General features: G+C 62.8%; 25 protein-coding genes. 13 read left to right on the top strand and 12 right to left on the bottom strand.

All coding sequences use genetic code 11. The annotated features are described in order from the left end of the window. Positions 1-5: 5 nt before the first annotated feature. Entirely contained in the window at positions 6-209 is a 204-nt protein-coding gene (locus tag IEX78_RS13880) for a hypothetical protein (RefSeq protein WP_229683948.1), read from the bottom strand. 379 nt (positions 210-588) lie between these two features. On the opposite strand from IEX78_RS13880, the gene IEX78_RS13875 reads away from it, so the two are divergent. Both IEX78_RS13875 and IEX78_RS13870 read left to right on the top strand, forming a co-directional pair. After that, positions 589-2589, top strand: a complete 2001-nt coding sequence (locus IEX78_RS13875; protein WP_188829292.1) for a M13 family metallopeptidase — start codon at positions 589-591, stop codon at positions 2587-2589. 59 nt (positions 2590-2648) lie between these two features. Continuing rightward, the gene (locus IEX78_RS13870) at positions 2649-3392 is read left to right on the top strand and encodes an MBL fold metallo-hydrolase (RefSeq protein WP_229683947.1); all 744 of its coding nucleotides are present in this window, start codon (positions 2649-2651) and stop codon (positions 3390-3392) included. A gap of 7 nt (positions 3393-3399) precedes the next feature. Here the strand turns inward: IEX78_RS13870 and IEX78_RS13865 are convergent, their stop codons facing one another. From IEX78_RS13865 to IEX78_RS13840, 6 genes are all read right to left on the bottom strand, one after another. Further along, a complete protein-coding gene (locus tag IEX78_RS13865) occupies positions 3400-3558 on the bottom strand; it encodes a hypothetical protein (RefSeq protein WP_188829291.1) in 159 nt (52 codons plus the stop codon). A 91-nt stretch (positions 3559-3649) separates the two neighbouring features. Further along, entirely contained in the window at positions 3650-4717 is a 1068-nt protein-coding gene (locus IEX78_RS13860) for an ABC transporter ATP-binding protein (RefSeq protein ID WP_188829290.1), read from the bottom strand. 28 nt (positions 4718-4745) lie between these two features. Beyond that, positions 4746-6074, bottom strand: coding sequence for an ABC transporter substrate-binding protein (locus tag IEX78_RS13855; protein ID WP_188829289.1), 1329 nt, complete (start codon positions 6072-6074; stop codon positions 4746-4748). Between the two features lie 22 nt (positions 6075-6096). After that, a complete protein-coding gene (locus IEX78_RS13850) occupies positions 6097-6888 on the bottom strand; it encodes a carbohydrate ABC transporter permease (protein WP_229684006.1) in 792 nt (263 codons plus the stop codon). Between the two features lie 29 nt (positions 6889-6917). Next, complete coding sequence (locus IEX78_RS13845; RefSeq protein ID WP_188829288.1) at positions 6918-7868, bottom strand: carbohydrate ABC transporter permease; 951 nt, start codon at positions 7866-7868, stop codon at positions 6918-6920. Positions 7869-8035: 167 nt separating this feature from the next. Beyond that, positions 8036-8929 carry a L,D-transpeptidase gene (locus tag IEX78_RS13840; protein WP_188829287.1) on the bottom strand — a complete coding sequence of 298 codons (894 nt, stop codon included), beginning with the start codon at positions 8927-8929 and terminating at the stop codon, positions 8036-8038. Between the two features lie 377 nt (positions 8930-9306). Here IEX78_RS13840 and lppU point away from each other — a divergent pair, with 377 nt between their 5' ends. Beyond that, positions 9307-9924, top strand: a complete 618-nt coding sequence (lppU, locus tag IEX78_RS13835) for an LppU family putative lipoprotein (RefSeq protein ID WP_188829286.1) — start codon at positions 9307-9309, stop codon at positions 9922-9924. A gap of 28 nt (positions 9925-9952) precedes the next feature. Continuing rightward, positions 9953-11431, top strand: a complete 1479-nt coding sequence (locus IEX78_RS13830) for an MFS transporter (protein WP_188829285.1) — start codon at positions 9953-9955, stop codon at positions 11429-11431. Here the strand turns inward: IEX78_RS13830 and IEX78_RS13825 are convergent. Next, entirely contained in the window at positions 11388-12050 is a 663-nt protein-coding gene (locus IEX78_RS13825; RefSeq protein ID WP_188829284.1) for a S1 family peptidase, read from the bottom strand. The two genes, IEX78_RS13830 and IEX78_RS13825, sit on opposite strands and share 44 nt — an antisense overlap. A gap of 514 nt (positions 12051-12564) precedes the next feature. Between IEX78_RS13825 and IEX78_RS13820 the strand changes: the two genes are divergently transcribed. From IEX78_RS13820 to IEX78_RS13780, 9 genes are all read left to right on the top strand, one after another. Further along, complete coding sequence (locus IEX78_RS13820; protein ID WP_188829283.1) at positions 12565-13419, top strand: MlaE family ABC transporter permease; 855 nt, start codon at positions 12565-12567, stop codon at positions 13417-13419. A 3-nt stretch (positions 13420-13422) separates the two neighbouring features. Then, complete coding sequence (locus IEX78_RS13815; RefSeq protein WP_188829282.1) at positions 13423-14286, top strand: MlaE family ABC transporter permease; 864 nt, start codon at positions 13423-13425, stop codon at positions 14284-14286. 6 nt (positions 14287-14292) lie between these two features. Then, positions 14293-15792 carry an MlaD family protein gene (locus tag IEX78_RS13810; protein WP_229683945.1) on the top strand — a complete coding sequence of 500 codons (1500 nt, stop codon included), beginning with the start codon at positions 14293-14295 and terminating at the stop codon, positions 15790-15792. Beyond that, positions 15789-16817, top strand: a complete 1029-nt coding sequence (locus IEX78_RS13805; RefSeq protein WP_188829281.1) for an MCE family protein — start codon at positions 15789-15791, stop codon at positions 16815-16817. The genes IEX78_RS13810 and IEX78_RS13805 overlap by 4 nt, the downstream gene beginning before the upstream one ends. Next, positions 16814-17812 (top strand): MCE family protein, encoded by a 999-nt coding sequence (locus IEX78_RS13800; RefSeq protein ID WP_188829280.1) that lies wholly within the window; start codon positions 16814-16816, stop codon positions 17810-17812. The genes IEX78_RS13805 and IEX78_RS13800 overlap by 4 nt, the downstream gene beginning before the upstream one ends. Further along, on the top strand, positions 17809-18921 hold the full coding sequence (locus tag IEX78_RS13795; protein ID WP_188829279.1) for an MlaD family protein: 1113 nt from the start codon (positions 17809-17811) through the stop codon (positions 18919-18921). Before IEX78_RS13800 ends, IEX78_RS13795 begins: the two co-directional genes overlap by 4 nt. Then, positions 18918-20000: an MCE family protein gene (locus IEX78_RS13790; protein ID WP_188829278.1), complete on the top strand. Its 1083-nt coding sequence runs from the start codon at positions 18918-18920 to the stop codon at positions 19998-20000. The genes IEX78_RS13795 and IEX78_RS13790 overlap by 4 nt, the downstream gene beginning before the upstream one ends. Then, positions 19997-21172, top strand: a complete 1176-nt coding sequence (locus IEX78_RS13785; RefSeq protein WP_188829277.1) for an MlaD family protein — start codon at positions 19997-19999, stop codon at positions 21170-21172. Before IEX78_RS13790 ends, IEX78_RS13785 begins: the two co-directional genes overlap by 4 nt. A 135-nt stretch (positions 21173-21307) precedes the next feature. Then, complete coding sequence (locus IEX78_RS13780; RefSeq protein ID WP_188829276.1) at positions 21308-22096, top strand: hypothetical protein; 789 nt, start codon at positions 21308-21310, stop codon at positions 22094-22096. Between the two features lie 89 nt (positions 22097-22185). Here IEX78_RS13780 and IEX78_RS13775 read toward each other — a convergent pair whose 3' ends face one another. From IEX78_RS13775 to IEX78_RS13760, 4 genes are all read right to left on the bottom strand, one after another. Beyond that, positions 22186-22689 carry a ribonuclease H family protein gene (locus IEX78_RS13775; protein ID WP_188829275.1) on the bottom strand — a complete coding sequence of 168 codons (504 nt, stop codon included), beginning with the start codon at positions 22687-22689 and terminating at the stop codon, positions 22186-22188. A gap of 10 nt (positions 22690-22699) precedes the next feature. After that, positions 22700-23173: an SRPBCC family protein gene (locus IEX78_RS13770; protein WP_188829274.1), complete on the bottom strand. Its 474-nt coding sequence runs from the start codon at positions 23171-23173 to the stop codon at positions 22700-22702. A 101-nt stretch (positions 23174-23274) separates the two neighbouring features. Next, the gene (gene lhgD, locus IEX78_RS13765; protein ID WP_188829273.1) at positions 23275-24459 is read right to left on the bottom strand and encodes an L-2-hydroxyglutarate dehydrogenase; all 1185 of its coding nucleotides are present in this window, start codon (positions 24457-24459) and stop codon (positions 23275-23277) included. A gap of 208 nt (positions 24460-24667) precedes the next feature. Beyond that, positions 24668-25453, bottom strand: a complete 786-nt coding sequence (locus tag IEX78_RS13760) for a TIGR03084 family metal-binding protein (RefSeq protein ID WP_188829272.1) — start codon at positions 25451-25453, stop codon at positions 24668-24670. Between the last annotated feature and the right edge of the window lie 8 nt (positions 25454-25461).

Raw genomic sequence — 25461 nt, 5'->3', positions numbered from 1 at the left:
ATTGATCACCTCAGGTAGTCGTGGAACTTGGGTCGCAGTCTGTCGGCATGGATGATCCGATTCGGCCCGTGCACTGGCACCGCAACGAGTTCAAGCATTCGGCCCGCTGAGTCCGGGCCAATGACGAGCACCCGTTCCTCGCCGTCGTACTCGAATTCCGCTAGCCGCAGCGCATTTTCCCATGCATGCACGATGTCAGCGTCAGCCACGCGGTGCTTGCGCGCTGATTGAGCGATGTGAACGCTGTCAAGTTTACCTTTACACGCCTGCCCGGTGTCAAGAACTTCTTGACAGTCTGGCTCTGTAGCGAGGTGGTAAAACCACGACGAACCTCTTTCGCTAATCCGTTGCACGGCCCCACGAATTGACGTTCGCCGACAAATCGAGCCCAGGTGGAAGACGGAATCGTGGCAACCACGTTCGCGGGAGGTCGGACCACCGGCATGGCAAACGGGCCCTCGGAAGCGTTTAACGCGTCTGTTTCGTACCCAGGCTCTCGGTAGCGTTGGCGCGCCGCCGGGACGCGGAGGGCCACCAAGCCTGACCAACTCCAATGCACCTGTCACACCCCACCCATACGATGGAGCGGTGACTTCCGATCTGAGCAGTCCCTCCGGTATCGATCTGTCCTTCCGCGACGCCGACGTGCGGGTCGCTGACGATCTGTTCGCGCACGTCAATGGGCGGTGGTTGGCCGACTATGAGATTCCGGCTGATCGCGCCGTCGATGGTGCGTTCCGCACGCTCTATGACCAGGCCGAAGTCGATGTGCAGGCCATCATTCAAAACGCCGCCGAGGCCGCCGCTGACGACGCGGATGCCCGCAAAATCGCCGACCTCTACACCAGCTTCATGGACACCGAAACCATCGCCAACGCCGGGCTGAAACCCGTCGCCAGCGAACTGCGCCAGCTCGCTGAGGTGCAAACCGCCAGCGAGTTCGCCGCGCTGCTCGGCAGTTTGCAGCGCACCGGGGTGCGTGGCGCGCTCGGTTACTACGTCGACACCGACGACAAAAACTCAAGCCGCTACCTCGTGCACGCGACGCAGTCGGGTCTCGGGTTGCCCGATGAGTCCTACTACCGCCAAGACGAGTTCGCCGAAATCCGCGCGGCTTACCTTGAGCACCTCACGCAACTCTTCACTCTCGCCGCGCAAGATCCCGCGCTCGAAGGCCTGGTCCCGGCCGACCCCGCCGCCGCGGCGCAGCGCGTTCTTGACCTCGAGACCAAGCTTGCCGCAGGTCACTGGGACGTAGTCCGCCGCCGCGATGCGGAGAAGAGCTACAACCTCACCACCCTCGAAGCGCTCAAGAACGAGCACCCCGGATTCGATTGGGACGCTTGGGTTTCCGCATTCACTAACGGAACCGCGAACTTCGAAGAGCTGGTAGTCCGCCAGCCCAGCTACCTCACTACCTTCACCGAAGCGTGGACCCAGCTCCCGCAACAGGACTGGAAAGACTGGGCAACCTCGCAAATCCTGCACGCCCGCGCCCCGTACCTCACCGACGAGATCGTCGAAACCAACTTCGACTTCTACGGCCGCAAACTCACTGGCGCACAAGAGAATCGGGAACGCTGGAAGCGCGGCGTCTCGTTCGTCCAAGACCTGCTTGGCGAAGCCGTCGGCAAACTGTATGTGGCGCAACACTTCCCGCCCGAAGCCAAAGCCCGCATGGTCGATTTGGTCAAAAACCTGCAAGAGGCGTACCGCACCAACATCACCGACCTGCCGTGGATGAGCCCGGAAACCCGCACCGCCGCGCTCAAAAAACTCGACAAGTTCACCCCGAAAATCGGCTACCCCGACAAGTGGCGCGACTACTCCGCCGTCGTCGTCGACCCGCAAGACCTGGTCGGCAACTACCGCCGTGGCTACGCCGCCGATCATGACCGCGACCTGGCGAAACTCGGCGGTCCGGTCGACCGCGATGAGTGGTTCATGACCCCGCAAACGGTGAACGCCTACTACAACCCGGGCATGAACGAGATCGTCTTCCCGGCCGCGATCCTGCAACCGCCGTTCTTCGACATGCACGCCGACGACGCCGCCAACTACGGCGGAATCGGCGCGGTGATCGGTCACGAGATCGGCCACGGCTTCGACGATCAGGGCGCGAAGTACGACGGCGACGGCAACATGGTCGACTGGTGGACCGACGCCGACCGCGAAGAGTTCGGCAAGCGAACCAAGGCGCTCATCGACCAGTACAGCGTGCTCTCCCCCGCCGAACTCGCCGACGAGCACAAGGTCAACGGCGAGTTCACGATTGGTGAGAACATCGGCGACCTCGGCGGGTTATCGATTGCCCTTGTCGCGTACCAACTTTCGCTCAATGGCAAGGAAGCGCCCGTCATCGATGGCCTCACCGGTCTCCAGCGCGTGTTCTTCGGTTGGGCGCAGGTGTGGCGTACGAAGGCGCGTCAGGAAGAGGCCATTCGCCGCCTTGCCACCGACCCGCATTCGCCGCCGGAATTCCGCTGCAACGCGGTGGTGCGCAACATCGACAGCTTCTACGAAGCCTTCGACGTGACCCCCGACGACGCGCTGTTCCTTGAACCGGAAAAGCGAGTGACAATTTGGTGACGCGTCGACCCTGCCCCGCGCGGTAGGGTCGAATCTCACTGTCGCAGAGGGGAACCCGCGTGTCTTACCAGCAAGTCGCCGACGATGTTTTCTTGATCAACGGCACCGATGTGAACATGGTGCTGCTCAGGGACGGTCGTGACCTCACGCTCATTGACGCTGGCTGGTACGGCGACGCGGCACGCATTGAGGCGGTGCTCGACAAGCTCGGGCACCGCCCGCAAGACATCAACGCGATCCTGCTGACCCACGCCCATCTCGACCATGTCGGCGCGATCAACCACCTGCACGCCTACGGCATCCCCGCCTACACGAGCGCGGCCGAAGTGCCGCACGCGAAAGGCGAGGTCCACGAGTCGGCGACCCCGCTGGACGTGATCCAACGCGCCCTCAAAGACCGCGCCGCACTCGGCTGGGCGCTCCGCATCACCCGCGCGGGCGGCCTGCGCAAGAACGCGGTCCCCCACATCCAGCCGTTCCCGAACGAGGGCCCGCTAGACCTCCCCGGCCACCCGGTCCCGATCTCGACGGCAGGCCACACGTCCGGCCACACCGTCTTCCACCTCCCCGAAGTGGGTGCGGTAGCGACAGGCGACGCCCTGGTCACGGCTCATCCGGTATCGAAAATCGAAGGCCCCCAACTACTCCCACTGTTCTTCCACCACAATGTGGAATCAGCGAAGGCGGCCTTAGACGCCCTGGAACCTTTGGACGCGGCAACCGTCCTCCCGGGCCACGGCCCGATTTACACCGGCGGCATCGGAAAGGCAGTAATCGAGGCCCGCGCGGCAGTTCAGGTTTAGGACCAGATCACCGCCGCTTCGCGCGCCGCTCAATTTCTCGGACCAACTCTTCATCCAGTTCGGCCGGACTGAGCGCCCGCCCACTGCGAAAGACGGGTAGCGGCACCTTGTCGGTGCGCACGACGCCGCCCGCAGATCCATGACGATTTGCGTCCGCCTTCTCCATAAACGCAGGGTACGGCCTACGTGAGTGTGCAAGGACATCTCGAATGGTCGTGGCAAAGCCCCGCATCCACCTACTACGTCCGCGGTTACAGTTAGCGAACGCGCAACTCCGTTTCCGGGTCGAAAAAGAACAGTTCCTCAGGCTTCGGGCGCAAGCCCAAACGCTCGCCCGCAGCAACCGCGAACCGGCGGTCAACTCGCACAACCACTTTCCCACTTCGGGAAAAACCAGCTCCGTCGGTGTACACGAACGACTCCGCGCCAAGTTCTTCCAACAGCTCGGCCGTCACCGTCAGTGACGCGTCGTCGGTGGTCACTTCCCACGACTCCGGGCGCACGCCGATCACAACGCGACCGCTAGTAAGCGAACGCGGGACCGCTACCGAAACACCGCCAAGCGATGCGTGACCGTCGACCACGTCAGCCTCAAGCAAGTTCATCCCCGGCGAGCCGATGAAACCGGCGACGAACGTGTTCACCGGGTCGTCGTACAGCTCGCGCGGAGCCGCGACCTGCTGCAACACCCCGTCGCGCAGCACAGCGACGCGATGGCCCATTGTCATCGCCTCGACCTGGTCGTGCGTGACGTACACCGTGGTCGTGCCCAGCCGACGCTGCAATGCCGCGATCTGGGAACGCGTCGAAACCCGCAGCTTCGCATCAAGATTCGACAGCGGCTCGTCCATGCAAAACACCTGCGGCCGTCGCACGATCGCGCGCCCCATCGCGACGCGCTGCCGCTGACCACCCGACAACCGCGCCGGTTTGCGATCAAGCAACGGCTCAAGCTCAAGCATCGCCGCTGCCTCGCGCACGCGAAATCCTGTGTCGGACTTCGACATTCCCGCATTGCGCAACGCGAAGCCCATGTTCTCGGCGACGGTCATGTTCGGGTAAAGCGCGTAACTCTGGAACACCATCGCCACGTCACGCGCACGCGGCGCGAGCGAAGTGACGTCGCGATCGCCAATGCGGATGCTGCCGGACTCAACCGACTCAAGTCCGGCGAGCATCCGCAAGCTCGTCGATTTGCCGCACCCAGACGGCCCGACGAGCACCAGAAACTCCCCGTCGGCGATGTCGAGGTCGAGCGCGTCGACCGCGGGGGTCGGCGCGCCGGGGTAACGATGGGTCACACCGTCGAACTGCACTGTCGCCATTGGGGAGAACTCCTGGAATTAGAAGGAACTACTTGGGCAGCTTTGGCGTGATCTGCCGGTCGATGATGGCCTGCACATCAGCGGCGACCTTCGCCAAAACCGTTGCCGGATCGGCATTTTGCAGCCCGATCTGCTCATACCCGGTACCGATGATCTGGTCGGCACCCGGCACGAAAACGCGCGCGTAGTCCTGCGACTTCGACACGGCGAGCTGGTCGATTGCCACCTTCGCGTTCGGGTTCTTGGCCAGGTACTCGACCTCGCTCGGGTCGGTGACGGCCGACTTGCGCACCGGCATGTACCCGGTGTTCTGGGTGAAGTACGCGGTGTTCGACGCGTTGGTGATGAACTCAATGAACTTGAGCGCGTTTGTCTTTCGCGCGTCCGAGATCCGCGACGGAATCGCGAGACCCGCACCACCGGTGGTCACGCCCGGCCCGCTCGGGTGCGGCAGGAACGCGGTGCCGAATTCGAACTTGCCTGCCGCGTTCTTGGTGATGCCCTTGAGGTCGCCGGTCGACGCGATGGTCGATGCCGCGATGCCGGTGCCGAATTCGTTGGCGATCTGCGGGCGAATCGCCGCGTACTTCTTCACGTTGATCGATTCGCGCAGGTAGGTGGCTGCCGCGATCGAACCCGGATCGGTGAACTTGAGCTTCCACTGATCGGAGTACGCGCCGCCGAAGGTCCAGTTCGGGCCCTGGAACGTCCAGCCAAGGTAGTTCTTGGCGTCACCCCAGGCGTGCGCGAACTTGTCGGCACCGACGATCGACTGGATCTTCGGGCCCCACTCGTCGAATTCCTGCCAGGACGCGGGGCCGCGGTCCGGCAGACCAGCCTTGGCCCAGATGTCCTTGTTGTAATAGAACAGCGGGGTCGAGCGGGCGTACGGCAGCGCGTAGTGCTTGCCGTTGAACAGGTAGTCGGCGGCGAGGGAGTCGACGTAGTCGTCGAGCTTCACACCCGCGCTACCGAAGTGGCTGTCGAGCGGCTCGATCGCGTTGGTGAGCGCGTAGTTGAACCACCAAACATCGGAAAGCACAACAACATCGGGCAGTTCACCGCCGGTGAGGGCGGCATTGAACTTCTGCGCGACCTCTTCGTAGTTCTTGCCAGCGTCAACGAGATTGACGGTGATGTCGGGGTTTTTCTCCTTGAACCGCTTGATCAGTTCAAGCTCGACGTCCTTGGAGTTGCCGGGGTGGTTCGACCAGAAATTCAGCGTCTTGCCGTCGCCGGAATCGCTGCCGCCACCGCCGGTACCAGCGCACGCGGTAAGCGCGACGCCGGCGGCGAGACCGCCGGTGATGCCGAGGAAGCCGCGACGCGACAGCGCCGGGAATCGAGAGTTGGACATGTCGAGCTCCTGTTTCGAGATATCAGCCCTTGACCGCACCGGAGGTGAGGCCCTTGATCATGTGACGTTGGAGGGCGAGGAAAACGATGAGAATCGGCAGCATGGTGAGCACGGTTCCCGCCATCACCGGACCCCAGTTGGTGACGCTCGGGTTCTCGGTGTTTTGCAGCAGCGTGAGCCCAACCGGCAGCGTCGCGACCTCGGTCGAGTCGGCCATGAGGAACGGCCACAGGTACTCGTTCCACTCGGTAACCAGCGTGACCACCGCGAACGCGACCATCGTCGGCCCCGACATCGGTAGCACAACGCGGGTAAGCAGTCGCCACCAATTCGCCCCATCCATGCGCGCGGCCTCGATCACTTCGCCGGGCAGCGAAAGGAAGTGGTTGCGCATGAGGAACGTGCCGAACGCGACGCCGCAGAGCGGAATGATGATGCCAGCGAACGTATTTCGCCACCCGAGCTGCGCGACGAGCGCGTAGTTGGAGATCACGGTGATCTGGTTGGGCACCATCAGCGCCGCGATGATCACCAAAAACACCAGGTTCTTGCCGGGAAACCGCAGGAAAACCAGCCCGTACGCACTCAGAATGCCAAGGGTGAATTTCACCAGCGAAACTACGGCGGTGACGATCACCGAGTTGCGCAGGAACGTCCAGAAGGGCACAACCGTCGTCGCGTCGGCATAGTTCTCCGGGTGCCAACTGCGCGGCCAATACACCGCGGGCTGGGTGTAAATATCGGGGCGATCCTTGAACGAGGTGATCAGGATCCAGAACAGTGGAACGCCGATCATGATCAGCACGCACGCCATGGCCGCGTAGCCGAGGATGGTCACCTTTTTCACTTGTCGCCCCGATCCATCACGCGCACCTGCACGAGCGTGACCACTAGTAATACGAGGAACATGATGGTCGCGACCGTCGCGCCGTAGCCCGCGCGGAAATTGCGGAACGACTCCTCATAGACCTGGTAAACCATCGTCGTTGTGCCGTTGCCGAGCGGTCCGCCGCGCGTCATCACGTTGATGATGTCGAAGACTTGCAGCGAGTTAAGCAACACGGTGATCGACAAAAAGAAAGTTGTCGGACGAAGTTGCGGCAGTAGCACTTTGGTAAATGTGGTCCAGCGCGACGCACCATCCATTTCGGCGGCTTCCATCAACTCAGCTCGAACACCTTGCAGCGCGGCGAGATAGATGACGAAGCTATAGCCGAGGTTCTTCCAGATATAAGTAACCGTCACCATGAACAGCGCCCAGTGCGGGTCTTGGTAAAAGTCGGGAACCTGTTGGACGCCAACGCGGTGCAACAGGTCTTGTACGAGCCCGAAGCTGGGGTCGAAGATGAATTGGAAAGCAACGCCGATCGCGGCACCGGAGATTACGAACGGCGCGAAGATGGCCGAGCGAACCATGTTGCGGCCGAACAGTTTTCGGTCAAGCAGCATCGCGAGACCAAGCCCCAGCAACATCGAGCCAGCAACGGCGGCGACGGTGAAGATCACCGTGTTGGAGACGACCTTCCATGAGTCGTCGCGACCAAACCATTCGACGTAGTTGGCGAAACCAACCGAGTTCGCGACCGGGTCGGCGATATTCCAGTCGGTGAAGGAAAGACGCACGTTATCGATGAGCGGGCGGTAGACAAACATGGTGAGCAACACCAGGTTTGGTACGACGAGCACGAAGAACAGGGCATAGTCCTGCCACGGCCGTTTACGCCATCCGCCGCCTCGTTGGACGGGCAGCACTCGTTCAGGACTACTACGCACTTGAGCAGTTTTACGGCGCATGGCGAACCGTTGGTTAACCAGAGCCGCCCATTTTGCGAACTTCGGGCGCACAGCGTCAGTAGACGCGAATGCCGAACAATACGAACATAATTGACCGTATTGTTCACCTACGCGACAGAAAAGCGCCCCGATCCATTTCGGATCGAGGCGCTTTGCTGACGATTAACTTAGTTCCAGTCGCCCAGGCCGTCGCCCGAGCTCAGGGTGCCACCCTTGGTGCCGGTGATGACGACAGCGTCGCCGCGACGTGAGTTCTCCAGGAACCATTTGCCGTTCTCGGTGGACACGTTCAGGCAGCCGTGCGACGCGTTCGAGTAACCCTGCTGGGCCACCGACCACGGCGCGGCGTGCACGAAGATGCCGCTGTTGGAGATGCGCGTCGCGTATTCGACCTCAAGCTTGTAGCCCTCGGGGTCGGTGATCGGCACGCCGTAGGTCGACGAGTCCATCGTCATCTTCTCGAAGCGCTCGCCGACGATGTAGGTGCCGTTGGGCGTCTCGTGGCCGGGCTTGCCGAGCGACGTCGGCATCTCGCGAACAACTTCACCGTTAATGGTGACGGTGATGATCTTGGTTGCGTCGTCGACCGACGCGATGAAGGCATCGCCGATGTGGAACGAGCTTGAGGTACCACCCGCGACCACGGTCACGTTGGTGTTGGCGGGCCAGAACTGCTCGGGCCGCCAGCGCACCTGCTGGTTGGACGTCCAGTAGAAGTGGCCGGGCGCCTTGGCGCTCGAGGTGACCTTGATGGCCTTCTCAGCGGCCGCGCGGTCTTCGACCGGCTCCTTGAACGAAATGATGATCGGCTGCGCGACACCAACGGTCTCGCCATCAGCGATGTTGATGTTGGGCGGCGAGAAGGGCGCCGACGCGGGCGCTTCGTTGCCTGCGGCGGGCTGGCTTGAGCCACCGCCACCAAAGGGGAAGTTAGGGAATAGCGGCTGAGCCTGTGCGGGCGCGATCGCCATCACGCCAGCTGCGGCGACGGCGATGGCCGCCGAGGCGATCAGGCCGCGACGCATGCGGCTCGATTGCCGCGCGTTTGCCGGAAAGTACATAAACCTTGTCCATTCATCTCGACCGCGGCGACGTGTTGAGGTCACCGCGGGGTAACGACGGCCCCCCGGAGTTACCTGTCATTCCTACCTGGCGGCCCCGACAAGCCGCCAGCCGCGAAGTTGGCTGATAACGAGATCGCAACGACGTGTGATGCGTCACATAACGTTTCGTGACGTCGGGTGCGAAGTCAAACGTCACGCTCAGGGCGGCGAGTCGAGCATTCATCGCAATACCAGCATCGAATGCCAATGATGTAACGCGGCCTTCCACCGTGAGCGAACTCACTGACCAGATGTGAAGTGCATCGCTCCCGGTCAGCGTCGTTGCGCTCCGAGTCAGTCGACGCGCGAGCTTCGGGTGGTGTATGCACATCAACGTGTATGCAGATTCTTCCCTCGGTCGATTCGTCGGGGCCCTCGCCATCACGGTGACCGCGCTCGTCGCGACCGGGTGTGGCGGCACTGTTGAAGGTCGGGCACAGCCCGCTCTCGACGTCGTGCCCGCGACCACGGCGTCGAAAGCGCCAACAACGTCGAAGCCCAAACCGACGACGAGCCGCGTTCAGCCGACCAAGCAGGGCGGCAAAACCGACTTCCAAGCCAATGTCGGCGACTGCGTGAACCTAGGTGGCACCCCGGAAAACGCGACGATCGAGAAGGCATCGTGTGGTTCGCGCTCGTCGAACTACAAGGTGATCGGCAAGGCGAAGACCTCAAGCGCGTGCATCAGCGACGCCGACCAGTATTACTACGAGACGCTAGACAACGTCGAAACCGGCGCGATCTGCCTCGACATCGACTGGGTCATCGGCGGCTGCATGGACATGAGCGGCACGGTTGTCGCGGTGCGCATGGAATGCAACGCCACAAGCACCAAGGGCGTGAAGGTCGTGAGCATCGAGAAGAACGCGACCGACGTCGACGCGTGCCCGGTCGCCGACACCGGCTACATCTACGACCAGCGCCATATCGTGGTCTGCACGACTGACGTGTAACGAGACCTTCCGGCGCTAGGGTGGAAAAGTGCCTCCGGATGCGCCGGTTCGGTTGTCGTCCGCCCGGGGAAAGTGGATTCTGACCGCCACTGTCCTCGGGTCTTCGGTCGCGTCACTCGACGCCACCGTGGTCAACGTCGCCCTGCCCAAGATCGGCGAATCGCTCCACACCGGCGTCGCTGGCTTGCAGTGGACGGTCAACGCCTACACCCTCACTCTCGCCTCGTTCATCCTGCTTGGCGGCTCGCTCGGCGACCGACTTGGTCGCCGTCGCGTATTCGTTTGGGGCGCTTGGGGTTTCGTTGTCACGTCAATCCTGTGCGCCCTCGCCAACGACGTCGGACTGCTCGTCGGTGCTCGATTACTCCAAGGAATAGCGGGCGCGCTGCTCACGCCGGGCAGTCTCGCGCTGATCTCGTCATCGATCGCGCGCGAAGACCAGGGCACCGCGATCGGCCTGTGGTCAGGGCTCAGCGGCGTCGCTGGCGCGATCGGTCCGCTGTTTGGCGGCGGCCTCATCGATTGGATCGGGTGGAGGTCGATTTTCCTGCTCAACGTGCCGATCGCGCTGGCTGTCGTCTATATCGCCAAGCGCTACGTGCCCGAAAGTCGCGACCCGCACGCCCCTTCGCGCCTCGACCTGCCCGGCGCGATCGTCGTCGCCGTCGCGCTCGGCGCGCTCACCTTCGGTCTGATCGACGAGCGGCTGATCTTCACCATCGCGGGCGGCGTCGGGCTCGTTATCTTTGTGCTGATCGAACTGCGCAGCCCGTTCCCGCTCGTGCCGCCGCGCATGTTCAAGTCGCGCGTCTTCTCGGCGGCCAACCTGGTGACGCTGTTCGTCTACGCGGCCAACGGCGGCATCTTCTTCCTTCTTGTTCTGCAATTGCAGCTCGTCGCGGGCTACTCCCCTATCAAGGCGGGCGCGGCCACGATGCCGGTCACCTTGTTGATGCTGATTCTCTCCGCGCCCGCGGGCAGATGGGCGCAAAAGCACGGCGCGCACTGGCCGATGACGCTCGGTCCGCTGATCGCCGCCGTCGGCGTTTTGCTGATGCAGCGCGTTGGCCCGCACGCCAACTACGTGTCCGACGTGCTGCCGAGCCTGCTGATCTTCGGGATCGGGCTTTCGGTCATGGTCGCCCCCCTCACCGGCGCGGTGCTCGGCGCGATCCCCGAAGCCGACGCGGGCATCGCCTCTGGCGTCAACAACGCCGTCGCCCGCACCGCGCAACTTCTCGCCGTCGCCGCGCTGCCCGGACTGGCTGGCATCTCCGGCGCGTTCCACGACCCCGTCGTTTTCGCGAGCGGCTTCGACACCGCGATGCGCTGGTGCGCGATCCTGCTCGCGATAGGTGGCCTCATAGCAGCGATCGGGCTGAGCGACGTGAAACCACGTCGTCAACCCGATCGCGTTGATTGTCTTCCGCACTGCGCGGGCACCGACGGTCCCGCGCTGGCGCCTAGATCGGCTGGAAGCCAGCCCCAACCCCACCCTGGGCATTGAGATCGCCAAGGATTGTCGTCATATTCGTGCCGACCTCGGGGCCGAAGCACGCGGCGATCAGGTAGGCGTTGACCATGCCGACCAGCGTGGTCCCGATGACGACGGGCGCGCCGGAATCGCCTTCGACAACACACATTTGCGACCACGTCTCGGTCGATGTCTGGAACACGTCACCCCAGCTGATGCCACACGTGTTGCCGGTGGTTCGGCCTTCCTTGCACACGATCTGCGGGAAGCCGGGAGGGGCACCGACGCCGGTAATGGTGACATTGCCAATGTGATTGACCGGCGTGATGCGGTCGGGACCGAATTCGATGACGGCGTAGTCGAGGTCGTGGTTGGAGTAAACGAAGCGCCCGATCTCGCCGTAACCGCGATCGGCTTCGGCGTAGACCACGGAACCGGGGTCGCCGCAGTGGCCAGCGGTGAGGCCGACGAGGCGACCGGCGGCGTCGTGGCCGACGGTGGTGACCGTGCACTCGAAGGCGTTGTCAATGACGATGCCCGAGCCGCCGCCGATTACCGGGCCGGCCGCGTGTGCGGGGCCGATACCGACCAGCGCGGCGCCAAGCGCGAGCGCGCTGACCACCGGTGCCAACTTGGCGAGTTTGCTGAACATGTTCCTCCAGACCTCGGGTGACCGCACGGTACCAATTCGTGTTGCCTATCGTGCCTTGTATTCGGTCCCGGTCGCGTCTTGTACTTGCCCCGATTCACATGCTTCACAGTTCTGTAGCGAATTTGTCGCTATCCGGCGGCGTGGCGCGGCCGGTAGCGATAGCGGCCAACTATTAAAATCGGAAACCGTCGCGCACGTTCGACTTCATCTCGTGATCTGTACCGGTTTTTTTCCGAGCCCGTCGTTATAAATGACAGTTTCTCGCCGCGGTCATTTCCATCGAAGGATTCCCAGGCAGCAAGGCGCAAAACAACATACGTTGGCAATCGGGGTACGGAAACAATTGTGGGCGGTATCGTCCCCGTGGCGGGATTCATAGCCCTTTTAGACAGTGACGGCCGTCTATGACGGTGGTCACAACTGGGTGGTGTGTTCTGCGCTACTCCGTAGTAAGGTGCGTCAAGCAAACAAGTCGCCGGGGCAATGAGGGTCGGCGTCGAGAGGGGTATAAGCAGTGCAGTCGACGAAGAGTCCGCCTACACGTTCTCGATTCGCCGAGGCTGTCGACTGGACCAAGGATCTTTGGGACGAACATCCGAAGAAGTCGCTTGAGACCTTCGGGCGGCAGATCACGATGGGTTTCCAAGCGATCACGGAGTTGATCGTCGCGATTTTCCGCAGGCGTTTTCCCTTTGACGAGTTCGTGCGTCAGTGCGCGTTCATGTCCAACACCGCCGCAGCACCCACCCTGCTCGTCGCCATCCCCATCGCGGTGATCGTTTCCATCCAGGTCGGCGCGGTCGCGGGCCAGGTCGGTGCCACCTCGTTCATCGGCGCGGCCAACGGCCTCGGCATCATTCAGCAGGGCGCACCGCTTGTTACCTCGATCATGATCGCGGGCGCGGTCGGTTCGGCCGTGTGCGCCGACCTCGGTTCGCGCACCATCCGTGAAGAGATCGACGCGATGAAGGTGATGGGCGTCGACCCGATGCGCCGCCTCGTCGCTCCCCGCCTCGGCGCGGCGATGCTGGTGAGCTTCCTGCTCTGCGGCTTCGTCGTCTTCGTCGGCTTCCTCACCGGCTACATGTTCAACATCTTCGCCCAGGCCGGTACCCCCGGTTCGTACATGAGCACCTTCGCTTCGTTCGCCGTCACGCGCGACCTCGCTGTCGCGCTGCTCAAGTCGGTGATCTTCGGACTGCTCGCATCGATCATCGCGTGCGACTGTGGCCTTAACGCTCGTGGCGGCCCCGGTGGTGTTGCTAACGCGGTGAACTCAGCGGTCGTCAGCTCGGCGATCATGCTCCTCGGTGTCAACGTGGCGATCACCCAGATCTACGCCGCCGTCTTCCCCCCACAGGTGGTCTGAGCGATGTCATCTACCTATACCCCGCCGCTACTGCGGCCGATCGCGGCGCTCAAGCGCGCGGGCAAAGGTCCATCCGACGCCCTCGCCCGCCTCGGGCACCAGGTGTTCTTCTTCCTGCGCTCAGTCGGGTCGATCCCGCTGGCGTTCAAGCAGTACCCCAAGGAAGTGTGGCGTCTGCTTTCCGACGTCACGTGGGGCAACGGCAACATCGTCGTCGGTGGTGGCACCATCGGCGTCATCTTGATCATGAGCGCCTTCGGCGGCATGACCGTCGCTATTCAGGGCTACACCTCGCTGAACCTGCTCGGGTTGAGCCCGCTTACCGGCGCGATCTCAGCGTTCGCGACAACTCGCGAACTCGGCCCGCTGCTCGCGGCACTCGCCTTCGCCGCCCAGGCGGGTTGTCGATTTACCGCCCAACTCGGCGCGATGCGTATTTCCGAGGAAATCGACGCCCTTGAGTCGGTTGCCATTCGCCCGCTGCCGTACCTGGTTTCGACGCGAATGATGGCCGCTGTCATGGCGATCGTCCCGCTTTACGCGCTCGGCCTCGCGATGGCCTACATCGCCTGCTCGGTCACCGTCGGCCTGGTCGGTGGTTCCGCGTCGGGCACCTACTCGCACTACTTCTACCAGTTCCTCGTGCCCACGGACGTGCTGTATTCGCTGCTCAAGGCGATCATTTTCGTCATGATCACGACCTTCATCCAGTGCTACTACGGCTTCTTCGCCTCCGGTGGTCCTGAGGGCGTAGGTGTCGCGGCTGGCCGCGCGATCAAGATGTGCATCATCTTGGTGGTCTTCGCCGACCTGTTCATGACGTTGGCTATCTGGGGTCTCGACCCCGGCATCCGGATCTCGGGGTAAGCGACGATGATCATTGATCCGAGTGGGCGCGGTCCCACCATGAAGCAGCTCTACATAGCTGGCGCGGCTGGCCTTGTAGTGTTCGCCGTTATTCTTGGTTTCCTTTTCGCCAGGTACCAGGGCTATTTCATTCCGAAGACCAAGGTCGTCGCCAACCTGACGACCACCGGTGACGGCCTGCCGTCGAACGCGGACGTGAAGTTCCGCGGCGTGCTCGTTGGCACGGTCAAGAACGTCGACATCGACGGTCGCGGCGGCATCCAGCGCGTCAACATCGAGATGAAGCCGGAAATGGCGAAGGGCGTGCCGAGCAACGTCACCGCTCGCGTCGTCCCGTCTAACCTGTTCGCCGTCACCTCGGTTGAGTTGCTGTTCAACGGTCCGTCGAACAAGTACCTGCACGAGGGTTCGGTTATTGAGGAAGACCGCAGCCAGGGCACCATCGCGCTGCAAGACACCCTCACCACCGTGCGCGACATCCTCAACGAGGTCGATCCGGTGCAGCTTGGTCGCGTGCTCGGCACGCTCACCCAGGCACTCGACGGGTCAGGCCGCGTTCCCGGTTCCACCATCGAACGCCTCGATCACTGGCTCACCGGTGTCGCCGACGCTGGCCCGAACCTCGCTGGGATGCTCAACAACTTCGTCGCATCGGCTAACGCGCTCAACCAGTCGGCACCCGAATTGATGAACGTGCTCGGCTCGACGGTCCAGACCGCGACGACGATCGCGACTAAGCGTGAGCAGCTCATCGCGCTCATCGCCGGCGCGAGCGCGACCACCGACCGGGTCAACGACCTGTTCGCATCGAATCCTGATGTGGGCAAGGAAGTCACCGTCGGAATGAACAACACCCTCGGTGCTGTTGCCGACGACCCGGCCTCGATCACCCAGACCTTCCAGGTGTTCGGTCCCTCACTCGCGCAGCTCAACACCACGTTCAACCACGGCCCACAGAAGCAGATGGTCTGGAACGCGGGTCTCACGCTCACGCCGTGGAAGCCATACGACCGGTCGAACTGCCCGCGTTACGGCGCGCTTGTTGGCCCGAGCTGCTTCACCGCGCCCGAAGTCGCCCCCACCTATGAGGTGCCCGACAACCTGAAGCCCCGCAAGCTCGACTCGGCCGCTGGCCTGCCCGCACTGGTGCAGATCCCCGGCATGCCCGAGCTGCCCGGTCTCACCACGCCGGGTCTGCCGATGCAGACCGCCAACGGCATCGAGGTCAAGCCGTTCGCCGGTACGCCGCTTGAGGGCCTTGTGCCGTCGCTGCAGCTGCCCGCGATCCCCGGCCTCGCTCCCGCTGCCGCGCCTGCCGCAGCGCCCGCTGCCACCCCCGCGCAGCCGGAAGGTGTTGCGCCGCAGGCAAAGCCGATCGCCTATCGCGGGGACGCGGCGATCACTGAACTGTTGGGGCGTAAACCGACGGCATCGGAGTACATGCTGCTCGGAGCGATCATGAAGGGCGGAACTCTGCAAGTGACCGAAAACGGGGGTGGCGCATGAGTATTCGCAAGCCACTGATCGGCTTCAGTATCTTCGCGCTGGTGTCACTGCTAGTCACCGTCGTCGTGTGGAACACCTTGGCCCGCACGGTCGACGGCGACACTCGCAAGTACACGGCGGTTTTCACCGACGTGCTTGGGTTGCGTCCCGGCGACGACGTCCGCATGGCTGGCGTGCGCGTCGGCAAGGTCGAAAAGATCGAACTCGACGGCAAGAACGACGCGAAGGTGTCGTTCATCGTCCAGAGCGACCAGACCGTCTACAACGACACCAAAGCCCTTGTGCGGTACCAGAACTTGATCGGCCAGCGCTACGTCGCGCTGAACCCGGGCAAGACGGCCAACCCGCAGGCGCTTAAGAGCGGGTCGACGATTCCGATCGAGCGCACCGAGCCTTCGTTTGAAATCTCGGCGCTGCTCAACGGTTTCCAGCCGCTGTTCCAGGCGCTTGAGCCCGCTGAGGTCAACGCGATGTCGGAGACGCTGCTCCAGGCGTTGCAGGGCGACGGAGTTTCGTTGTCGGCCTTCATCATTCAGGCCGCGCAGATGGCGACCGACTTCCAGCGTCGCGATGCCATCCTGTCCGATGTCATCACCAACCTGTCGGCGGTGCTTTCGGGCCTCGCCAAGCGCGGCGATGAACTCGAAACGCTGATCACCCAGACCAGGGCGCTCATCGGCGGTCTTTACGAACAGGGTCAGTCGTTGCAGACCTCGGTCGCAACGCTGTCGGATGCCACGACGTCGCTCGTTTCGATGATGGGCAAGATTCAGCCCAAACTCGTGCTGGCGCAGAATAGTTCGTCGGCGGCGCTCACGCTGTTGCTCGCCAACGGCGAGCGGCTCGACCAGGTCGCCATCGATATGCCGTCGATCCTGGCTGACCTCGGACGTATGACGTCGGAGGGTACCTACGCCAACTCCTACATCTGTGGGCTCGACGTTTCACTTTACGGTGTGCTCTTCCCGCGCGGTCTGTTCAACCAGATCGGCGGCAACAACCACTCGGCGGTGTGCAGGCCATGAAGAAAATAAAGTCAACTTTCCTAGGCAACCGCAACTTCTGGCTCGGTGTAGTCGGGTCGCTTGTCATCGTGTTGCTGCTCGTCGGGTCGAGTGCTTACAAGCTCATCGGCTTCGGCAAGCAGTCGATTGACGCGGAGTTCGTGCAGGCGGCAGGTATTCGCGTCGGCGACAAGGTCGCGGTCGCTGGTGTTTCGGTCGGCACGGTTTCGGGTGCCAAGATCGAAGGCGACCACGTCGTCGTCACCCTCGACGTCGACAGCTCGCTCAAGTTCGGGCCCAACGCCCACGCCGCCATCAAGATGGCGACGCTGCTTGGTGCCCGCTACGTCGACCTGAACCCCGGCGACGGCACCGGCCTCAAGAACAAGACCATCCCGCGCGCCAACACCGATGTGCCCTACGACATCGCTGACGTCGTGCAGGTCGGTACACCCAAGTTCGAAGCGCTCGACACCAAAAAGCTCGCCGCTTCGCTCAACACGATCAACTCGCAGCTCGGCGATTCGCCGCAGCTTGTTTCCCAAGCGCTCGACTCGGTCGGTGCTATCGCGAAGGTGATCGACAAGCGCAAGGGCGACGTCGACCAGCTGCTCAAGGACCTCAACCGGGTCACTCAGCTGCTCGCCGACAACCGCAACTCGATTCTGCTGATCATCACCCAGGGTGAAGCCATCGCCAACCGGGTCATGGAACGGCAGACGCTGCTCAAGCAGCTGCTCGACAATGTCGCCACGCTCACCAAGCAGCTTGAGGCGATCGGTGCCGAGAACGGCAACCAGATCGGTGACACGATCGGCCAGCTCAACACGATGGCGTCGGGCTTGCAGAAGAACAAGGAAAACCTCGACAAGCTGCTGTCGATCGGCGCACCGACCGCGCGTTACTTCAACAACGCGCTTGGCAACGGTCCGTACGCCGAGATGGCGGTGCCGTGGCTGTTCCCAGACAACTGGCTCTGCTTTGTTCAGGTGATTCAGGGGTGCCAACCAGCATGAAACTGACGATGATTCCCCAGCGCGGCAAGTTCTTAGCGCGCACTTTGCTGATCACCGCTACCGCGTTGACGCTCGGCAGCTGCTCGCTGCTGCCCGGTCAGGTCAACGATGCGCTCGGCCGGTCGACCAAGATCACGGCCGACTTCGAGAACATCGCTGGCATGTACGAGGGCAACGAGATCATGGTGCTCGGGCTCCAGGTCGGCAAGGTCGACAAGATCGTGCCTAAAGGCACCTTCGTCGAGGTCCACATGACCATCGACGCGGGCGTGAAGATCCCGAAGGACGCGATCGCCGCGGTTATTTCGCCGTCGATCGTCACCAACCGCCACATCGAGATCACCCCGCCCTACACCGGCGGTGCCTCGCTGAGCTCCGGTGAGCATCTGCCGAAGGCGCGCACTCGCACGCCCGTCGAACTCGACACGATGATCAAGACCATCGACCAGTTCTCGGCTTCGTTGAAGCCCGAACCGGGTGCCGACGGCCTTGGCCCGCTTTCGGGTCGCGTGCTTTACCCCGTCCTCAACGGCAACGGGCAGAAGATTCGCGAGACCCTCGACGCGCTTTCGGGTGCGCTCAAGGTTGGCATCGACAACAAGGACGCCATCTCCAACATCATCATCAAGCTCAACGAGCTCACGTCGATGTTGGCTGACAACGACCAGTCGGTGCGCGACTTCAGCAACCGGGTCACCGCGATGTCGGGTCTGCTCGCCGAGCAGGCACCTGGTTTGCAGGCAACGCTTGATCAGCTCAACGCGTTCCTGGTGAACACGTCGACGATGTTCGCCGGTCACCAGGACCAGCTCGCTGAGTCGCTCACCGGTTTGACGAACGTGTCAAACCAGTTGCGCGCCAACTCACTTCAGATGGTCGAGATCGCCGACACGGTGCCGCTTCTCATGCAGAACATCACCAACGCGATGAACCCGCAGGGTCGCTACGTGCGCCTGCACACGCTGGTCGGCTCGCCGCTTTCGGGCGAGATCACGAGCCTCTTCTGTGAGCGGGTTCAGATGCGTGCTGATGGTTGCCGCACCGGGAACATGCAGGACTTCGGCCCCGACTACGGGCTCACCGCCGCACTCCTTGGACTGACGAAATGATCATGAAAAAGGCACTGATGACCGCCGTCGCGGTTTCGACAGTGGCGATCACCACGGGGTGTGGGTTCACCGTGGAAGACTTGCCGCTGCCCAAGCCCGGCACCGGCGGCGATACCTACACCATTCACGCGGTGTTCGAGAACGCGCTGAACCTGCCCGATCAGGCCAAGGTCAAGATCGGTGGTTCCGACGTCGGGGTGGTCTCGTCGATTAAGACGAAGAACTACCAGGCCGTTGTCGACTTGGAGATCAAGACCGACATCCAGTTGCCGAAGGGGTCGACGGCTGAGCTTCGCCAGGCAACTCCCCTCGGCGACGTGTTCATCGCGCTGTCGAAGCCGAAGAACGACGCTGGCATGCCGACGTTGAAGGCGGGCGACACGCTGTCGCTTGAGCAGACGTCGGCGGGCGCGACGGTCGAAGAGCTGCTGATCTCGGTCTCGATGCTGTTCAACGGCGGCGGTGTCGCCAGCTTGAGCCGCCTCGGCACCGAACTCGGTTCGATTCTCAACGGCCAGGGCGGCAACCTCGCGCACCTGATTACCGAGATGACCGGCGTGATCGGCGAACTCAACAACAACAGTGGTCGCATCGACGCGGTGCTTGCTGAGTTCAACACGCTCACCAACACCGTCGATAGGAACAAGGTCCAGTTGGGCCAGATGGCCGACACGCTGCCGCAAGCTATTGGTGCGGTCGCCGAAAACAACAAGGCCATTGGCGAACTGCTCACCAAGCTGTCAACCGCGACGGCGGCCATCGGCGACTACTCCAACACCACTGGCGACCAGCTCGCCAGCCTGTTGCAGAACCTGTCGAACCTGATGGGTGCCATCTCGGCTTCCGGCGACAGCTTCGGTTACGCGATGGAGCAGTTGCACGCGATCCGCCCGGGCGTCAACGCCACGTTCCGCGGTAAGAGCCTCGCGCCGTACGCGACTTTGACCAACCTTGACGCGAGCGTGATCACCGATCCGAACCACGGCAAGCTGTGGGATCTGCGCGATATGAACGATTTCGTCGGCAGCTTCATTCAGGTGCTGCAAATCGTCCAGGGCCGAGTGGGAGGCCACCGATGAACAAGCTGAAGAGCTTCTTCACAAGCAAGATCCTGGTCGCTAACTGCGCACTGATTCTCGTATTCTTCGTTGGCGCTTCGTATTTGGCGGTCAACGTGATGCGGTTCAACCCGTTCCAGCGCGAGTACGACGTCACGATCCTGCTCGACCGTTCGGGTGGTTTGCAGCCGGGCAACGACGTAACGCTGCGCGGTTTCCGCATTGGTCAGGTCACCTCGATCGACTTGATCGACCAGGGCCAAGCCATTTCGGCGAAGACCCGTCTCGACAAGAATTACAAGATTCCGGTCGATACGCAGATCGTCGTCCAAGCGCTGTCGGCGGCCGGTGAGCAATACATCGACTTCCGTCCGCGTGCCGACAAGGGCCCGTTCCTCGCCAACGGTCAGACGGTGAAGTTCGACCCTGAGCAGATCAAGACGCCGGTGCCGGTTTCGGCGGTGCTCGACAACACGTCGTCGCTGATCGCCCAGGTCAACCCGGCCGAGTTCAAGACGATCCTGTCCGAACTCGACATCGCGCTGGGCGCTGGCCCCGACCAGTTGCGCGCGTTGATCAACGGTGTCAGCCTCGCGGTCGCCGGCCTTGACGGTCTGCTTCCGCAGACGCAAAACCTGATCGCGAACCTGCGCGTGCTTGCCGAGACCACCTCGCACGCACAGCCTGACCTCGGCACGCTCACCAGCAACAGCGGCGCGCTGCTCACGCAGTTCAACAACGCCAACGCCGAACTGCAGACCATCCTCGATTCGGCACCCGGTCAGTTCAACGAACTGAGCGTCGCGCTCGACAAGACGGCTGGCCCGATCAGCTCGCTCGCTGCCAACTTCGTCGCGATCACCAAGGCCGCGACGTTGCGTCAGCCCGCATTGCGTGTACTTTTCCCGTCGCTGCGCGATGGCTTCACCGCGATGGCAATTCCGGCGCACGATAACGAGTTCCATGCGGTGCTCGATATCTGGCCGCGTCCGACCTGCCATTACGACACGAAGTACTACCGCAACGAGGAAATCCAGCGCGGACCTATTCCGGCATGGAATTACTGCACCAACCCGCCGCCGGATCAGCAGATCCGTGGCTCGGCCAACGCACCGCGACCGGACGTGCCTAATAACGGGGCGTTTATGCCTCCTGGCGTCGACCCGCACGCGGAGACGTTGTCGCCGAACTAGCCAGTGAATGTGCCCGGTCCCGACCTCTGGTTCGGTGACCGGGCATACTCGCTTAAGTACGTGTGTGGCCCGGCTCACGAGCCACATGAAATATCGGTGCGTTACCAGGTGCCGGGAAAGAGCAGGATTGATTCGATGAGCAGCGAAGACGCCGCCAAGTCCACCGATGCCGCGGCGGAAAAGCCCGATCTCGCGAAGAAGGCCGATCCCACGATCAAGGGCGCGGCACCTACTCCCGAAACCGACGCGCCGACCGTGAAGGTCACCGGCACCGAGCCGACCGTTAAGGCGGCGGTTGTCGCTGATGCACCGGCCGCTGCCGCGCCTGTCGCGCCGCCTGCCGTCGCTGGTCGTGGGAAGTCGAGTTCAACCGGCTGGATCGCTGCCGCAGTCGCTGGCGTGGTTGCTATTGGTGCCATTACCGCCGGTGTTGTGTTCTTCATTCAGGACCACAACCGTGGTGAGCGGCTCGACGCGGTCACCAATTCAACGGCTGCCGCCTGTGCGTTCGGCAATACCGTTTCCACCTACGACCATCAGAAGGACCTCGATAAGTACTTCGAGAACGTTCTCGCTGGCGCGACGGGCAGCTTCGCCAAGGAATTCGGCGACGCCCAGGCCGCGCTCAAGGACGCGATGAAGTCCGCCCAGGTTAAGTCGTGGGCCGAGGATGTGCAGTGCGGTTTCGTCAACGGGTCAACCGATTCGGCGAAGGTTCTGCTTTCGATGACGCAGTACCGCACCAATTTCACCCAGACCACTCCGGATCGTCAGCAGATGATTGTCGAAGCCGACATGGAGCTGCGTGACGGTAAGTGGCTGGTGTCGAAGCTGGATTCGCCGCTGCTCAAGGGCGCGCCCAGTGGAGCCGCTCCCACAACGCAGGTGCCCCCTACACCTGCGCCGGCCCCCGCCCCGCGGTAGCGGCTTCAGCGAGAAAACGCCCCCGACCGGCCGTAATGGCTTGTCGGGGGCGTTCTCGTTTGCGGACCAACTCCGTTCGCGCGAGCGAGTTAGAACAGGGTTAGCGCGCCACCCTGTGCTGCTTGCGCGACCGGCTTCCCCGTTGCCCGCTGCTCAGTGGAGATCTTGGCGGCTTCGCGTGCTGCCGCCCCGGCGAGGGTATCGGCTTGTTCGTTGAAATAGTTGCCGACGTGGCCGCGTACCCATCGAAAACGTACGGGCCCTTTGCGAAGGGAGATCGCGGCGTCGATGGCTTTGATGATCTCGACGTTCTTCACCGCGCCGCCGGTTGACGTGCGCCACCCGTTGCGCCGCCAGCTCGTGATCCATTCGGACGCGCATTTGATGGCGTACTGGGAGTCGGATTCGATGAGCATCGGTTCTTCGCCTGGATGGGCGTTGATGGCTTCGAGAACGGCCCGCAATTCGGCGATCTGGTTGGTGCCTGCCGCCGCTCCCCCGCTGGCTGACGGGCCCTCGTGATTCACCCAAGCCCAGCCGATCGCCCCGCCAGGATTACGCAGGCAGGAACCGTCGGTGCTCACGATGATCATGACCGACACCCTAGGTCATCCGTCCGACAAGATCGGTACCGTGGAATTCCTCTATCTCCCTTCGCAACCGCGTCTCGGTGCGGCGAAGCGCGGATTTGGCGCTCGCATCGGTGATGCGGCGACACATGCGGGCCAGCACGCCGACCGGTTGCGGATAGTCGGCTTCGATGGTGAGGACCGTTGTGCCGAAGCCGAGCGGGTCGAACCGCAGGGTGACCGTCCCGCATATCCGCCCACGCAGGGTATACGCGATCACCGCGTCCCGACGGAATTCGGTGACCTCGCATGTCGTCGGGACGGGCAGGGCACTCATGATGCGAGCGTCTAGGCGGTAGCTGGAACCAAGACCGGTTTTCGGGGTGCCGAGGGGTTGCACGCTGGTCACGCCATACATCCACCGTTCGAACCACGCGTGGTCGGCGGCGTAGGCGAAAGCGACGTCGACGGGGGCCCCGACGTCGCTAGCGAACCTGATGTGACCCATGCGCGCTCCCTGCTGACGGATGGCGCCAAAAATACTACAAATCTTCGGTTAATTTGCCGGAACGACGCTGGTTGGGTTAGCGGGTCTCGCCGGTTGTCGCGTTAAAGCAGGCTCACCAGATGTTCGGCGATCGGCATCGCCGACGTCGCTGCTGGCGACGGTGCGTTGAGCACGTGCAATGTGCGCGGGGTGGTTTCGATCAGAAAGTCGTGAACCAGGGTGCCGTCGGCGAGTACCGCTTGTGCACGGATACCCGCGCGGTGCGGCAGCAAATCCTTCGCCGTGAGTTCCGGGCAATAGCGGCGGCATTCGGCGAGATAGCCGCGCTTGAACAGTGAGTTGCGCATTTCGCGCATGCCGGTTTTGAGGTGGCTTGCCGCGACTTTGTGAAAACCTTTGAAGCTGAGTGTTTCTCGCGCGTCCCGTAGGTTCACGCTGCCCTTGGGGTAGCCCTCGCGTGCGAGGCCGAGGACGGCGTTGGGGCCGACGGTGAGGTCGCCGTCGATGGTCGGGCTCAGGTGCACGCCAAGGAACGGGAGTGCGGGATCGGGGACGGGGTAGATGAGCGTGTTGACGATGCCCGTGCGGTTGGCGGGCAGTCGGTAGTACTCACCGCGGAACGGGATGATGCGAAAGTTGGTGGTAATACCCGACATTCGTGCCATGCGGTCGGCTTGCAGGCCCGCGCAGACGATGAGCTGGTTCGCCTTGGCACTCCCCCACGGTCCGGAAAACGTGACAGCGGAATCAGTTTCGATGACGGCGTCGACCGTCGCGCCCGTGCGTATTTCCGCGCCAAGTTCTTGCGCCTGGCGAGCCAGTGTCGCGGTGACCTTGCGGTAGTCGATGATGCCTGTTCCTGGAACCCAAAGCGCGCCAACCCCTTTCACGTTCGGCTCACGACGTTTCAGCTCGGCCTCGTCAATGAGTTCGACCTTCACGCCATTGGTAATCGACCGCTCGTATAGCGCGAGCATCCGTTCGTACTCATCGGCGTCGGTGGCGACGAGCAGCTTGCCGCACACTTCAAATGGAATGTCGTTGGCGGCAGCGAATTCCTTAGTCCACTCAGCGCCCGCACGACACAGCCGCGCCTTCAAACTTTCGGGCGGGTAGTAAATGCCCGAATGGATAACGCCGCTGTTGTGCCCAGTCTGGTGGGCGGCGAGCGCCTTTTCCTTTTCCAAGATCAATACCCGCGCGCCGGGGCGCTCGGTCAACAGGTGGTGCGCGGTTGCGACGCCGACGATGCCGCCGCCGATTACGCAGAAATCGTAGGTGCTCACGCGTAGACGGTAGTTGGACCTGGCGCATCACGACTGGTCAGGACCAATTTAGTTTTTCGCCGATTGTTTCTAATGCGGGTCGTTCGGGTATCCAGCAGGAGCAGGCGAGTGTCATCAGCGGCTACCGCGTTGCATCACTCTTTCCGGCCAATGACGTCCGGGGTAGTCATTTCGATGACCCTCGCCTGCGCCCAGGCTCGCGGTGTTCTTAGGTGAATTGGCCCGCTTCGCGACCTTGGCCGGGTGGGCCAGCGAATGCCTGGGCGATGGTTAGCCAGTGCTCGGTGTCGTCGCCTTCGGTGCGCAAAGCCGTATCGTCGCGGTGGCGACGCTGAGTGGCTACCAGGCAGAAGTCTTCGGCCGGGCCGGTCACGCGTTGAGCTGCGGTTTCGGCACCCCATGTCCACAGCGAGCCATCCGGCGCGGTGAGTTCAACCCGGAATTCTTCGGTGGGTCCAGCTTCACCATGCACGGTGTAGGCGTAATTGCGGGCACGCACGCTGATGTGCGCGACGGTCTTGAGCCGGGCAGTTGGCGTGCGCTTCACCCCGAGCGCATCGGCAACGTCTTGCCCGTGCGCCCACGTCTCCATGATGCGCGCCGAAATCATCGAAGCCGGGGCCATCGGCGGGCCAAACCAGGGGAGTTTCGTGCCATCGGGCACGGCGGCGAGCGCTTCGACTAGCGCCTTTCGTCCTGCTCGCCACCGCGCCAACAGCTCGGCACGCGGCAGCTTAGCGAGTTCGAACGCGGCTTCGTCGACGAAAGTGAACGCCCGCGGCGCGATCTCAACGAGTAGTTCGGCAAAGCGTTCCGGCTGGGTGGCCGCGATGACGGAAACCTCATCAGTCCACGCCAAATGCGCGATTTGGGTGGCGATGTCCCAACCCGGTGCGGGCGTGGGAATGGACCAGTCGTCTAGGGGAGCGACCAACGCTTCGAGATCGGCGCACTCGGCGTCGAAATCAGCGAGCAGGGCGGCGAGATCAGCCATCTTCGTCC

This window comes from Nocardia camponoti, assembly GCF_014646135.1.
Lineage (GTDB): Bacteria > Actinomycetota > Actinomycetes > Mycobacteriales > Mycobacteriaceae > Nocardia > Nocardia camponoti.
Note: the sequence above shows the minus strand (reverse complement) of the source record. Positions and strands in the feature narration are given on the sequence as shown.